This is a genomic window from Candidatus Neomarinimicrobiota bacterium (genome assembly GCA_022567655.1).
GTDB lineage: Bacteria > Fidelibacterota > SORT01 > SORT01 > SORT01 > JADFGO01.
The window spans coordinates 1-14,700 of sequence record JADFGO010000017.1; the positions used below are offsets into that span (position 1 = coordinate 1).

10 protein-coding genes are annotated in these 14,700 nt (G+C 47.1%); all 10 read right to left on the reverse strand.

Annotation, left to right across the window (positions count from 1 at the left end):
• Window positions 1–205: 205 nt before the first annotated feature.
• Window positions 206–796: a nicotinate (nicotinamide) nucleotide adenylyltransferase gene (nadD, locus tag IID12_03135; GenBank protein ID MCH8288087.1), complete on the reverse strand. Its 591-nt coding sequence runs from the start codon at window positions 794–796 to the stop codon at window positions 206–208.
• A 37-nt stretch (window positions 797–833) separates the two neighbouring features.
• Entirely contained in the window at window positions 834–1,622 is a 789-nt protein-coding gene (gene bamD / locus IID12_03140; GenBank protein MCH8288088.1) for an outer membrane protein assembly factor BamD, read from the reverse strand.
• A 12-nt stretch (window positions 1,623–1,634) separates the two neighbouring features.
• A complete protein-coding gene (locus tag IID12_03145; GenBank protein ID MCH8288089.1) occupies window positions 1,635–2,399 on the reverse strand; it encodes a hypothetical protein in 765 nt (254 codons plus the stop codon).
• An 18-nt stretch (window positions 2,400–2,417) separates the two neighbouring features.
• Entirely contained in the window at window positions 2,418–5,381 is a 2,964-nt protein-coding gene (locus IID12_03150) for a PD40 domain-containing protein (GenBank protein MCH8288090.1), read from the reverse strand.
• Between the two features lie 2 nt (window positions 5,382–5,383).
• The gene (locus tag IID12_03155; protein ID MCH8288091.1) at window positions 5,384–8,464 is read right to left on the reverse strand and encodes a T9SS type A sorting domain-containing protein; all 3,081 of its coding nucleotides are present in this window, start codon (window positions 8,462–8,464) and stop codon (window positions 5,384–5,386) included.
• A 53-nt stretch (window positions 8,465–8,517) separates the two neighbouring features.
• Window positions 8,518–9,642 (reverse strand): PorV/PorQ family protein, encoded by a 1,125-nt coding sequence (locus tag IID12_03160; protein ID MCH8288092.1) that lies wholly within the window; start codon window positions 9,640–9,642, stop codon window positions 8,518–8,520.
• A 330-nt stretch (window positions 9,643–9,972) separates the two neighbouring features.
• Window positions 9,973–11,697 carry a SpoIIE family protein phosphatase gene (locus tag IID12_03165; protein ID MCH8288093.1) on the reverse strand — a complete coding sequence of 575 codons (1,725 nt, stop codon included), beginning with the start codon at window positions 11,695–11,697 and terminating at the stop codon, window positions 9,973–9,975.
• 121 nt (window positions 11,698–11,818) lie between these two features.
• Complete coding sequence (locus IID12_03170) at window positions 11,819–12,253, reverse strand: ATP-binding protein (protein MCH8288094.1); 435 nt, start codon at window positions 12,251–12,253, stop codon at window positions 11,819–11,821.
• A 5-nt stretch (window positions 12,254–12,258) separates the two neighbouring features.
• Window positions 12,259–12,615: an STAS domain-containing protein gene (locus tag IID12_03175; GenBank protein ID MCH8288095.1), complete on the reverse strand. Its 357-nt coding sequence runs from the start codon at window positions 12,613–12,615 to the stop codon at window positions 12,259–12,261.
• A gap of 39 nt (window positions 12,616–12,654) precedes the next feature.
• On the reverse strand, window positions 12,655–14,688 hold the full coding sequence (locus IID12_03180) for a SpoIIE family protein phosphatase (GenBank protein MCH8288096.1): 2,034 nt from the start codon (window positions 14,686–14,688) through the stop codon (window positions 12,655–12,657).
• Window positions 14,689–14,700 lie beyond the last annotated feature (12 nt).

The following is a 14,700-nucleotide window of genomic DNA, read 5'->3' on the forward strand; positions in this document are numbered from 1 at the left end:
GGGCTTAATAGAAAACTTATAAAAGTCAGGCTAATTTTACCAGTGAAATTATATTGTAGGCATGCAAGGTGTGTTTATTGTCGGAGTGCATCAACTGTGTTGATGCTGCATTGACACAGTCAATGCACTCCATATTCATCACCCGCCAGACCTAAGTCCTGTCCGGCTTTGCCGTCCAGATGGGCGGGCTGGAATCGGACGGGTCCTAACCGCTTCCGTACAATCGATTCTGATATATATATTCTATTACCTTACCATCAAGATATTCCGTCAAATCCGCTCCCTCAGCGATTCTCTCCCTCAATTCCCGTGAGGATATATCAATAAGCTCGTTTTCAAATAATTCAACCCTCTCAACGTAGCCCTGATCGAACTCATCAGTCTCAACGCCGATTCTCCTCAGAACACAGACCGAGCTTTCCTTCAGAAGAGCTTCAGGATTTTTCCACTCATCGAACCTTTTGAAACTGTCCGCTCCAACAATGAGAAAAATCTCTTTCGAGCTCAGCCGGTACTTTTTCTTAAAATGCCGGATAGTGTCGATAGTGTATGAATTTCCCCCTCTTTCTCCTTCGACGCCGCTGATCTCGAACCGGGAATGCTCCTGCACCGCTATTTCGGTCATCCCGAAGCGATATTCAAACGACGTCGATGCAGATTTATCCTGATATGGAGCGTGAAAGGCGGGTACAAAAATAATCTTGTCGAGATTTTTCTGGCTAAGCGCAAACAGGGAGGGTTTCGTATGACCCAGGTGAGGAGGATCGAACGTTCCTCCTAAGATTCCTAAGCGCATATTCTTGCGATTCGATCCGGGCTAAACCGCTAAGCGGCTAACGGTCACCCACAAGAGCCTGATCGCCGGGGTTTTCCGCTTTTGATTTAACCTTCTTAAGGGCTTCCCTCGCTTTTTCCACCGTTTCCTGATGATCGTCGCGGTTTAGGATGTCAACGATAGTTGAAAGCGCAGCGTTCCAATCTTTGAGCTTCATCTCACATTCGGCGATTCGCCATCTCGCCTTAGGAGCAAACTCACTGTCATAATACTGTTCGAGCAGCTGACGCATATAAATGATCGAAGCTTTGCACTCTCCTAACTTTTGATACTGCTTACCTGCGTCAAACATTTTCTTCGCGAGTTTGAATCTCAAATCATCGAGCCTCCCTTCTGCTTTGACTTTCAATTCACTCAGCGGCCAGTCTTCGATAAACTCCTGATATGCCCTCAGAGCTTTCAGCGTGTTCTCCTGATCATGGTGTGATTTTGGAGACAAAATATCGAAAGCGAGCGCCTTTTTATATTCTCCCTTCTCAACTAACGGACTCTCGGGATGAATGCGCATCAGCCGTTCGTATTCCGAAATCGCTATGATATATTCTTTGAGTTCAAAGTGGGATTCAGCCAAGTAAAACTGAGCATCGTCTCCAAACTCATTTCCGGGGGCATTGAACGTCACAAACTTGAACTCCGCTATGGCTTTTTCAAATTTTCTGTCGTTGAAATATTCTTCCCCCCTTTCAAACCGGACGTCAACCGGTTCCAGCTCATCGGTATCGTTACCTCCGCAATTAAGCAAAAAAACGGACAGGAGTGCCGTAGATATCCGTGGATAAACTTTCATTCTTTTATCGAATCACCATGACAAACTCAGGCTCAAGCCCTTTACCGGTTCGCCGTTCGACCACCCGTTAACCGCCTTTAAAGAGAGTTGAACCGAAGCCGCGTCGTTGAGTTTTTTTGCGGTAAAAACTGCGTCGGCAACCGATATGAGATGATTGAACATAACTAAGTTCGCCATCGTAGTAGCCAGAGCGAAAAGGTCGTTTGTGTCCTCTCGAAGGTTCAAGTATAGTTTTCTTTCAGCAGTAGCATCGGTGTCATTCACAGAGCCATCCCAACCGGAGTTGAATTTATCGTATTTGCCGATGTTCTCATAATATTCATTACTTTTTATCGGATTTCCCATTGAGTCAACATCGATAGTGTGTCCGATCGTGTTGTTTCCGCTTATGATCCATTCGTTGAAATCCCAATACCGATCAGCCAACGCTTCGTATTCGACCTCTTTGTCTTGAGCTTTTCCCCAAAACGCCGCAAAACCGGTCCAGAGCCCTACTTCGACGGCAAAGAACGCCGCTGCGCGTTTCATTGAGCCGTTATAGAGCTGACCCGCTCCCGGAATCACAGCCGATCCGAGAAAGGAAATTCCGGGTCTTTTCGCTATTACTCTCAGCCCGGCGCTGTCGAACTGCGCAGCTGCATTTGAAAGATACGAAAGGGTCAGAGTCTCACCGGATTCCAATCTGACAGTTCTCTTTGAGACAGTGCCGTCAGCTCCGAAACCGCTTATGGGCAGCAAAGCGATTATCATATACAGCAAAATTAGAATGAATCTCATTCAAAATCTCCGGCTGTATTAGAGAAAATCAAAGAGAAGCGTGAAGTAGTACTTCCACTCTCCGCCTCTTTTCTCACCGTTGGAGCCCGTGAATTTATCGAGACCGTAAGCGCCTTGAAACTCGAATGCGGTAGGGAATGCATAGAAGGAAAACGCCCCGAGCCTGATCGTATAACCGACTGTCCTTTTGAACTCATTTATCCGTGCATCTCCTATCCAGGCATTTCCGTATTGGAAGAATAACCCACCGTATAAATCCCTAAAGTAAAGGTTTAAAAAGGTCTTGTTAATGTCCTTTATAACAGGGACTTTCAACGTCGTAGTCCCTATCAGTTTTCTCTCGCCTCCGATACTATAATAGGAGTATCCCTTCATCCCAAGCAACCCTCCTCCAAAGTAGTAAAGGAAGTCCACAACGCTATCGGAAATATAACCTGCATCTATATTCAACGCAAGAGCGCTTTTAGCCGGCATCCCGAAATACTTATCGATTCGCACGTCTATCTGATGATAATTGAAAGGGTCATAAACCTCCTCGAACGTTCCGAAATCTTTGTTCCGGGCGAAACCGGTTATAAATTTATCGAGCTTATAGCTGTAAGACAGATTCCAACTCATTCCTTTATCTCGTGCTATATAACCCTTTGAGCTCCGGAAAACCGATTCTCTCATCCATTCGAGGCTGAAGGCTCTGCCTATGAAGTAATCGTAACCGAAGGAGAATTTGCCGAAAGTCCCGTCATCTAATTTCGGAAAACCTATCTGCGTTGCGGAATAAAGACTGAAACGGAACCGGAACGTAAAGTTGTCCTTTTCCCCCCTGAAAAAAGTCATCCCGGGAGATACCTCAATCAGGTTGAACTTAATGTCGAGCGGGGTCGATTGACCGGGAATAACCAGCGAATCCTCCACGTTTTGTGAAATTCCATATACCTCCAAAAAGATGTTAGGAGTGAGGCTGTTATAATCGAATCTCAAAAAAGTGTCGAAATCCGAGTTGCTGTTTATCGCACCTCCTCCTATAAAACTCAGTTTGTCGAGAAGTTCACTCGAGAAGAAGTACCCTCCTAACTTTACCGTACCGTAATCGATCATGATCCGTGGAAGAAAAAACATGGTCGAAAATGTCCGTTCATATTCATCTGTATCGTAATCCGGCACCTGATTCTGGTCGTATTCCGCAATCGGTATCTCGTCCACATAGCCCGTACGATAGACCGAGTTCTCTTCGTTGACCTCTTCTTTAAGATTCAGCAAAAAGAGTTTGTAGCCTCTGCCGGAAAACTCGGAATATGCTAAACTGTTTTCCTGCGTTACGGAGGGCATGAACGCTCCGCCCGTCACGTTAGTCCACTGTTTCGTCTCCCCTCTCTCCACGTCAAGTGAGTATATGTTATAAATTCCCGTTCGGTCGGAAGCGAAATAGATCTGTTTACCGTCCGGCGAAAAGACAGGATGTCGTTCGTCCGCGGGTGAGTTTACGAGCAGCCTGAACCCGCTTCCATCGCTGTTAATTGTCGCTATATCTCTTCCGTTTCCTGTTGATGTCTCGAACAGGAGTCTGTTTCCATCAGGCGACCAGTCAAGTTTATACACCTGCCTTATTTCATCGAAGCGGGTCAGTTCATTTATTTCCCCGCTCGCCGTGTCGTAGATCATTAACATGCTTGAGCCGTCCTCACTGCTGACAAAAGCGATCTTCTTCCCGTCAGGCGAATGAACAGGATATCTCCCTCTGCTTCCATAAGTGAGCCTTTTCTCCTTCTCTGTCTGAATATCAAACTGATAAAGATCAAAGTACGTCGAACCCCGTTTATCCGGTTTTGCGATTCTGCCGTACACGATCTTTTCCCCGTCGGGAGACCATGAAGCCGAAGATTGCACTGCTGAAGCTATTTTCTTTGAACCGCCGGATTTCGTGTCGTAAATATACAGGTCTGTCTGCGTAAAGTAGTCTTTTCCTCTATTAGATAGATACACAATGCTCTTTCCGTCGGGAGACCATTCCGGAAAAAGGTTTGCGGTTCCGCCCCGGCTTATCTTCTCACCCCTCAATTCATTATCGCGGATCACTTTTGTATCCCGGTCGTAATTCCGACTTATTTCCCTCTTCCAATCATCGTACACTTTGTCTCCCCTGACTCCTGTCGCCTTTTTTATAGCCCCTGATATCGAAACCGGAAATTTAGACGAGAGGGCGCGCGCAATTTTATTCAGCGATTGCTCCCCAAACCTATCCGCAAGATAACTGACGAAAGAGTAGCCCTGATTATACACACTTTCATTTGCGATTCCACTCTTGCCGAAAACGGCCATATCATCAAGGCTGAGCAGTGACCCGTTAAGCGCCCTTTCCCGCAGCAGCATATCCCTGTGGGAGTCCCAATGGTCGTACCGGAGGCTCCTTGTGTTATATTGCGCAACCCCCTCCGCGAACCAGAGCGGCGTCGTCAACCCGGAATACGGATAAGAGACGACTCCGTTCGGAAAGCCCCTGACAACGTCGTTTCGCAGCTCATCTTCATAAGTGAACCATTGAAAGTAAAATGCGGGCAGGTTCCTTTTAAATCGCATCGCCGCCTGCATCGATACGATGTGGGTAAATTCGTGGGTCACAACGTCCCGAAGCCAATTGTGAGTGCCGCGGAGGTCGTAGTCCATCGGCAATGCCCAGATTATGATCTTATTTTCATAGAAATATGCGGCGCCGTTGGAAATATCGTCAGTATCCTGAACAATGAACCGGACCGGATTATCAGGTTGATGATCATAAAGAAACGTAACCGGCTCGTAGATCTCCTCCGCTATCTTCGCGACCCTTTTTGCCGAACGTTCGACTCCATCGTGATAGGTTACGGTAAAGTGCTCCGTCGTTATCGTCCTCCACTCCAGCTCCGGATGATTATATCTTCGCTGCTGTCCCTGAAGCAGTGGAGTCGATGACAGCGTTAAAACGGCTGCCATGAATAGATAGCGGGACACGTTCATTTCACAACGGCGATTTTAATCACTTTCGAGGCGCTGCTTCCATCGTCGCCGATTGCGCTCACACGCGCTAAATATATTCCGCTCGAAACGGTTCTAACGTCCCAGATGCTCTCGTTGTACTCGTTCCGGATAATCGAACTGTTTACGAGAGTCGTCAAGTACTCTCCCGCCATGTCGAAGATCATTATGTCAACCCGGCTGACATCGTTCACGAAGTACCTGATCCTCGTTTCGTTCCCCTCGGCGGGATTCGGATATGCAAAGACTTTCGCCTTCTCCATCAGCTCCGAACCCGCTGCGGGCGGAGTAAACGTAGATAGAGGAGCATAATTCGTCCGTTCGTTATTTCCGGCGAACGTGGGCCATGGTAGAGCCGGTTCCCCTGAAAATTCCTTTCCCACCGACCACATATAAAGGTAACCGTCATCGCTTGCGACCACTACCTCCATCGCTCCCCCCGGAATTATATCGTCAATTACCGGCGTTGAACTCACGCTTCCTCCTGTCGAAAGCGGAAAACCGTCAACGGGGGTTCCGTCGCCGTGGAATCCGTAAACCAATCCATCGGACGCCCCGAAAACTATGTCAGGGAATCCGTCTCCGTCCACATCCCCGACTACAGGCGAGGATTCAATAAATCCGACCGGATTTTGTGCGTTTACGGTGACCGGGAAGTTTTCGACCAGTGTAAGATTACCGTTGAACGCCCAGAGTTTATTGTTGCCCGTGATTATCAGCTCCAATTCACCGTCGGCGTCTATATCGGCGAGAGCGGGATACGACAAAACCGAATCACCTAATTGGTATTCGTAAAGAGCCGGTTCTCCGGGTAAATCGATCAGCCCCGTATTACTGACCGTGAGCATTCCTTCCGTCGAGAGCGAGATGATTTTCACTCCCTCCCCGTAAAGAGATCCTGAGACGATTCTATCCATCGACCCGTTCACGATTCCCGCATCGGTTATCGAGATAGAGTTGATTTTCTCACCCGGATTTATTGTCTGGACCAGACCGCCTGTTGAATTTAATACGGAGATTCCGCTGTTTGATCCACCGATAAAAATCTGTCCGTTGAAGATTGCCGGCGTTGTTGTAAATCTATCGTCCAATTGAACCGACCAGACGCTGTCGGCTCGATTGTCAGCCGTCTCTCCTTCAGTCGGTTCGTACAAAATAACTCTGCCTTCGACAGTCAGAGCAACCACTTCGAGAACGCCGTCACCATAGAGATCACCCACTGTCAGGCTCGCAGCTATCGAATCGGGAACCCCGGCGAATACTCCGACCCTCTCCCTCGACAGCGTATCGCCCCTGACAGATATCAGGTACTCATAATCCTCACCCCCCATATAAACCGAAGGAGGCTTGTCGGCATGCACAGTCCAGCCGTGAACAGTGCCGTCCGGCATCCCTATAAGGATTTCTTTTTCTCCGTCTCCGTCGAGATCAGCTACGGCGGGAGAGTTTGACCCCGCCGCCGAACCGAGATAAAGCGGGAATCCTTCCGCCAAAAAATCCGATGAAAGATCGAATCGCATGACGCTGCCCGGCATTGATATTTTGGTAATACTTATCCCTGTCGCTCCCCCCCTGTTGCTCCTGCTGTTCGGATTCGTTTCGCCTGTGAACGCAACCGTCGAATCGGCATCGGGCGTCCAATCCGGATTCTGGAAATACCATGCCGGGTTACGCGCATAAAATGCGTCCCAGGGAGTTCCGACTTCCGAACCACCACCCGGCTCAAGAAAACCGAACTCGTGTCCGATATCCTCCGAACCGTCACCTTCTTCAAGAGCTACACCTCTGTTGTTGATATCGGTATTGATCCTGTTCGTTGAATATTTCTCGTTAACCACCCTTTCATCTATATGCCATATCAGCAGTCCGGAACCGGGAATTCCGGCGTCGTATTCCACTGCTCTGACTATCACGCCGCTTCCCGCGGGATCGAACTCAACGTAAGCCGTATCCTGTCCGACTATTATTCGTTCAAATCCTTCGTTATCGGCGGCAGTCCTTTTCTTTCTCCTGTTTTCAATCAGAAAATATTCATTCGAACTAATCGGGATCTTATAACTGAAGTACATGCTGTCGATGATGAGATCGCTGAACGCAAACAGCTGTAGACCGGAACCGGACCTGATAGGAACCGGATTCTCCCAGCCCATGAACATCCGTGTGAATACGCTCGGACGAGCGGGTACGGCGCCGTCCATGTTATTCGAACCCTGGTCCATCAGCCCCCATTTTCCTATTCCCGGATTGCCGGTGTCTGTGTCCCAGAGCGACGGAATACCGAGAAAGCTCCCGAATAGAAGGGCAAAAGTTCCGTTAAGAGCAATATTGAACCCCTCCTGGGTCTGTGTTTCCGGTAGTATCAGTCCCCGTTCCACCCCGAGCGATCGCAGCTGGCTATACTCCTCTGCGGAAAGGTTATCCCTGAGAAAATCCGAATCGAGATACGCTGAGGGAATGTCAAAAGGAGTCAGGTCGAGTTGAAAAGTGAAGTCTTTACCGACCCCCGCGTGGAAGATAGTCACGCAGTCATACGCATTGTAATCTACGTCAGGCGCCGCTGCGGTTACAGACTCGAAAAACAGTAATGCCAATCTGTTATCGTCGGTCGCCTCATCAATTTTCGGACTGTAGTAACGCATCGGATTGGCAAGTTGATACGAGTCCTCCTCTCCTTCGGGAAAGAGCCTCGACGATCCGGTATCTATCTGCACGCTGCCGTGTGATATATTTGCGTAATAATTCGATAACGCATGTATATGCGCCTTAAAATATCTCTTGTTGTGCGGAGGCGGGTCGAATTGCAGCGTATCGGTATCAGAGAGGTCGAAGCGACCATTTCCTGTTGTACCCTCTTCCTGGTCTTCGGGGAATTCCACCCTGATTGCCGCTATTTTAACCGATGAACCGACGAAATATTTCCTTACATTATGTTGAAGCCTCTTCGGTAAATTGAATTTTGCTCCTTCGGAGGCAATCGTCTGTCCCGGGATATAAAGGATACATAAAAACGCTATCAGGGATATTTTCAGTTCCACCTGAGCGATCCGCATTCCGCTCATCGAATGAGAACCGACATTTGATAATCACACGTGAAGAACTTCGAGATTCTGTACTAAAAGCTCATATTTAGACTAAAACGCATCGTATTGGTAATCGGATGACCCTTCGGGCCGTCCACGTAGCCGAAATCAAACCCATAATTACCATACCTTATTCCAATCCCTAAGGTTTTCATAATAGCGACGCCATCTTCCTCGTCGCGTAGATAATAATCTCTGAAGAAACCGGCCCTTAGCGCCACCAGCCCCGAATACCAGTATTCCATTCCGACGTTATGGATAACCTCCTGCCATTCCAGCTCAGCTGAATCGTCCGTCCATGAAGTAATTATGGCTCTGTAGAACGGATCTTTATGGGCTTCTTCCCCTTTGACGTTTATCTCACCCTTTATATCGTTGTTGTTGAGGTCGCGATCGGGATAAGAGGCAACGAGCAGCTTATTCAAATCGTACACGACCTGAAGAGAATTAAACTCACCGTCAAAAATGAGATATGCAAATCCCACCTTGAGGTTCATCGGCATCGGATCAGCCTGATTAGCATCAATAAATTTAATTTTCGGTCCTATGTTGGCGAGAGCTATACCGAGATCAAGTCCGTTTATGAACTTGTCACGGCCCAGATAGCCGACGTCAAATGCAAAGGAAGACGAGGTGCCTTTTCCCTGCTCCTTTCCCGCTCCGAACGGCGCCAGATTCTGATGAACGAATTTTACTGTAACGCCGATGGTTGAGGATTCGCTTAAGTCAGCGCCGTACGTGCCTGCTATAGCGAGCATAAACGATTGAAACCTGTCTATCTCGTCAGGCGAGTTTTCGCCGGTTCTTATCTGTTCTCCGAGGTCCATGTATATCAAATGACCGCCCACAGAACCGAGCCCTTCGATATGTTGGCGGTAACCGACAAAGTTGTAGCTTATGTCATCAACCAGGCCGGGAAGCCATTTCGACCTCATAAAACTCAGCTGCCTTCCTTTCGACCATGCAATGCCTGCCGGATTATAGAATCCGCCTACCGCGTCTTCGGCAATAGCAACGTTTGCCTCACCCATGGCGCTGGCTCGAGCCCCCGGAGCTATCAATAAAAATGGAGCTCCTGCTTCGCTTTGTGGATATAAATTGGTTGTTCCGAACGTCAGAATAACTGAAGCAAGGGCTAATTTTAGACTTTTCGTCATCAATTTCTCCTTAAATCTTTCTGCTGCAACCGGCGGAGGAAATATTCGCCTCTTTAAGAACCTCATACTCCCGGTAACAATTTTTAAACAAAACTGTAACGAACTGTCTATAAGCCCTCTTATTTATGTAGATGGTGCGCAAAAGTAATATGACCTGAAAGAATTGTCAAGCCCTTTTTAACAGTTGTTTCAATCGATATTCCTGATTCCGTCGCTTATTTTGTCGGGTACGGGTCATCACCCCCCTTGTCTGCCTGCATCTTTCAATTACTTTAGTTTTATACCCTGATATAACGGCTTTAGTTCCCGCAATGTTTAGCTAATTTTCATTCACGCTTCAAGGACGAGCAGCGTTACATCATCCTGAGAGGAGATGTCGGGAGCAAATTTCTTAACTTCATCAATGATCGAATTTACGAGCTCTTCGGGATTCTTGGACAAATTCGCCTGTACATAAGTGATTAAGCGGCTTTCGCCGAATTCCTCATCCGAATCGTTTTCGGCTTCAGTGATTCCATCCGTATACATAACAATTTTGTCCCCCGCAGCGAGGTCAACGCTTTCTGTTTCATACTCTGCGTCATCGAGAATCCCTATTATCAGTCCACCCTCTTCTAATTGTCTCACTTTCCCGGCGTTCGAGAACATCAACGGAGGGTTATGACCGGCGTTGCAAAAAGTTAGTTTCCTGCTAACCGGGTCGATTATCCCGATGAAAAATGTGATGAACTTATCGGCAGACGTATTTTCATATAGTATCTTATTGATTCTTTTCACGAGAAGTCCGAGGTCCGGTTCGACGTTTATCAGAGCGCGCAAACTCGCCTGTAAATTAGACATCAGAAGCGAAGCTCCGGCTCCCTTTCCCGATACGTCCGCTATTGCTACGCCTATTCGACCATCTTCCATTTTTATAACGTCGAAATAGTCGCCCCCCACTTCCCTGCTGGGAACGTTTCTGCCGTATATCACCCAGCCTCCGTCCAGTTCAAAGTCCGACGTGAGCAACCCCTGTTGAATTTCCCTTGCGAGATTCAATTCCTCCTGAAGCCTTTGCTTTTCAAGCGACTCGTCGAAGAGACGGGCGTTCTCAAGGGAAATTATGACCTGACCTCCCATCGTGTATAATAATTGCAGGTCTGCGTCCGTCAGCGGGTCTTTGCCCTTCCTCTGCTCGAGGCAGAGAGTACCCTTATTCTCCCCCTGGATTGTCAACGGAATCATCGCGGCAACCCCTGCCGAACGAAACGCTTTTTGCCAATCGTTTTGATGTTCATTGATAAGTACTGGTTCGGAAATTTCGGCAACTGCATCAAGATGCGGGGCTAAACTCTCAATATGGCTCGAGCTGAATCCCTTGTTATGGAATATCTCGAGTAATCCCTCCGATTTCAGATATAAGATGAACCTTCCAACCATCAATTGCCCCATCAGAGCGTATCCGAACTGACTGACGATAGTCTCCTGATTCAGGGTGGAATTCAACTCTTTACCGAGTTCAAAAAGCGTCTGGAGCTCCTGGTTTTTCCTGTCGAGTCCTCTATTTATGATGTTTATCTCGCTTAATACGAGAGCGTTTTCTATTGCGGACGCTGACAGCGAGAGCAACGAAGAGATGTAGCTGATTTCGTCCTTTTCATACCCCCCTCCGGAAAGCCTCTTTCCGAAAGCGAGAACCCCCATCAACTCTCCTTTTCTAACCATCGGGAAAATGACCTCTAATTTCTGTTCCGAAAGAAATTTTCTTAAAGGATCACCCTCTTCCATTTCTTCCACGCTGCTGAAAACCTCCGGCAGATCTGCGTATCCTACTATCATCCCGTCATCAACACCTTCGAGTCCCTTCGCTTTAATCAGCTCTAATTCCTCTTCGCCGGCGATAAGCAGGCATGCCGACTTCTGGATCATCAGTCTTCCCATCAGGGAGAGCAGAACTTGTTCTACGATCGCTTCATAGCTTGTCAGCGAGCTCAGCCTATGGCTTACTTCGAATAGATCGTTGAGGTCCTGCCTCCGCTCTTCGAGATATTTTCTGTCTGTTTGCTTTTTGGACATAATGATAGCGATGTTTTAAATCTGACGCGTTTATTATACGCTGTTATTTCAAATAATTCAATGGAATCTGTTGCGGGCGGGCACTGTTTCTATTGTAAGCTGATTTGGAAGCAACTGCTCATTAGCTATCGGTATCGGGCAGGTATTTTATCATTTTTACCGAGTTAGGCTCTCCCGGCTCGCTTTTGAACTCTACTTCGTCCATAGTACTCTTTATCAGGTGTACTCCCAAACCGCCTCTTTTTTTGTTCTTCAAATATTCGTTTATATCGAAATCATCTACCGAATCCGGTTTGAATCCTTTACCGCTATCGGATATCGTGATGACCATCTTACTTTTATCGTACTTTACGTTAACCGTTATTTCCTTATCATCGCCGCCGCGGTAAGCGTGTTTTATGACGTTCGTGCTTGCCTCATCCACCGCAAGGGCGATATCACATGACGCCTCTTCTCCGAATCCGGCTTTTTCCGCTACATCAGTGATAAAATCGCGGATTATCTTCAGATTCGTGCTCTGAGTCGGAATCTTCAATATGAAGCCTTTATCGGACAATATTCTTACTCTCCCTTCTCGAAAGCGGACTCGGCTTCTTCCTGAGAGTCGAAGATATCGTACAGGCTTGGAAATCCGACAAGATCGAATACTCTGAATATTTTTTCACTCATATCACTCAACTTGATGTCACCGTCGTGACTCCGTATTTCCTCGATGTTTCCCATTATGACTCCCAGCCCCGCGCTCGAAATATACTCAAGCTCCTTAAAGTTCAGAACGAGCTTGTATCTTCCCGACTTTGACAATTCCTGAAACGTTGCCTCGAATTTTGAGGCAGTATGCGCGTCTAAATATCCCCCGATGTGAATTATGGTGATATTATTTTTATCTTCTTTGTTCAAACTTATGTCTGTCTGCATTCATCTCTCCATGTTATTTACGTCCTGAACACGTTATTGTTACTTGATTTTCATTATGATCATAGTCACGTCATCATGGACGCTCTGATTGCCTATGTGTGTCCAAATATCGGTTATCAAGTTGGCTTTCGTTTCTTCAGAACTTAATTCATAGCTATTTATCAATGACTTCTTGATGTTCTCCTCGCCAAATTCTTCCTGATCCTCATTCATGGCGTCTGAGACTCCGTCGGTATAAAAATAATACAGCTCCCCGCTTTTGAGCTTTTGCTCCTTTTCTTCTATCACCTCGTCAAATATCTTTCCCCTGTCCATTCCCAATCCGATGCCCTTCGGTTTCAGGTCTGTCCACCTGTCATTTTCCCTGCTGTAATAAAGCACCGGCATATGCCCCGCTCTCGCATATTTCATGCTGCGTTTCTTTGTGTCGAGTATAGCGTAAGTCAGAGAAATGAACGACCTGCTGTCCATGTTTCCGTACAGGGCTCTGTTCACATCGCATAGGATCTTACAGGGCGAATCGTATATCCTGCTGTAAGCCTGAATCATCCCTTTTATCTCCGCCATGTAGAATGCCGCAGATGTGCCTTTTCCGGATACGTCTCCGATAACAATACCTATCCGGTCATCGTCTATCTCGATAAAATCGAAATAATCCCCGCCCACCTCATTTGCCGGCATGCTTGCGGCAGCCAGATCAAAGCCTTCAGGCAGCGAGGGAACCTCTTTCGGAAGAAGATTCAACTGAACCTCGTGGGCTAATCGCAGCTCGTGCTCGAGCCTTTCCTTTTCGAGCGAACTCTCGACCAACCTGGCGTTTTCAAGCGCAATGACGATATGGTTGGTAAACGCCCCCAAGAGGTCTATATCATCATTGTCGAAACCGTACTCTTCGTTTTTCGCGGCATACAGGATTCCCATGACGCCCGATTCTGAAATTAGGGGGTATCCTATCAGCGACTTCACGCTGCTGTTCCATGCCCTCAGATGCTTGGTGCTCTCTTCCCTGCCGACATCCTGTGAAATCAAAGGTTCTCCGCTTTTGTAAATCAACCCGCTCGTTCCGGCGTTAATGCTGAAATTCATGTTGTCCCTTTGTTTTTGAGTCAACCCGTAACTCGATGAGAGATAAAATTGTTCTTCACCTTTTTCTTTTAGAACAAGCCATGAATATTGGGAATTTGAGTATTCAGCCGTAAACTCCGATATCATCTCGGTGAGCTTATCCACGTCCAGAACGGAGCTGACTGCCCTGCTGAGACTTTGAAGTGATTCTATGTCCCGTATTTTTCTGTCGAACAGCGTCGCCGTCGGCAGGTAAAGCAGCAGTCCGATCATTCCGAAAAACGAATATATCGAGATAGTTCCCGTCGCAAGCCTTACGAATATATCAACCGTGTAGCTGTATTCGTTCAAGTTGCTGTCAATCACTACCTTCTGAAGCATCACCGAACCACCGACTACAATCATGCAGGCAAGAAGTACAAGATATTTTTGTTTTTTTGACAGGTAAGCGATCCAGGATACACGGAACGAGTTGAACACGGCAAACAATATCGGTACCATAGCGACGTTCAACGTCGGCCGAAAGATCTGTTGAAAATCCTGTGCGCTCAAACCCCCGTATATGGATACGAGCGCTATAGAGATCATAAGGATTGCGAACGTCCGTGCCGTGTTCTTTCGCTGTTTGAAGAAGATAAGATCACGCAGCTGTATCAACCCGATAATACTTATCACCGAGAATAGTATCGACATCAGGGCATAGCTGGTAATCACTCCGAAAACCGGAGAAATAATTAGCGGGCTTAAATAAGAAACCGCAAAGAAAGTAAGCACGGCAAGCAGCAGAACTCTGAATTTTTTGGTCGTTTCCGTAGGTCTGAAAACTTTTATGGACGCAAGTAACGGAACGAACCCGACAATTGCGCCGAACAACAAAAACTCTCTTAACCATACCAGCTCCTCGACCACTCCGGCGCTTATGAAAAAAATTGTATCACCGATGTAGACGACGAATATAACAGCAACAGGAAGCAGGGCTAAGAAAATATTTTTACTGAAAGCTTTCAAATTTTTCTTACC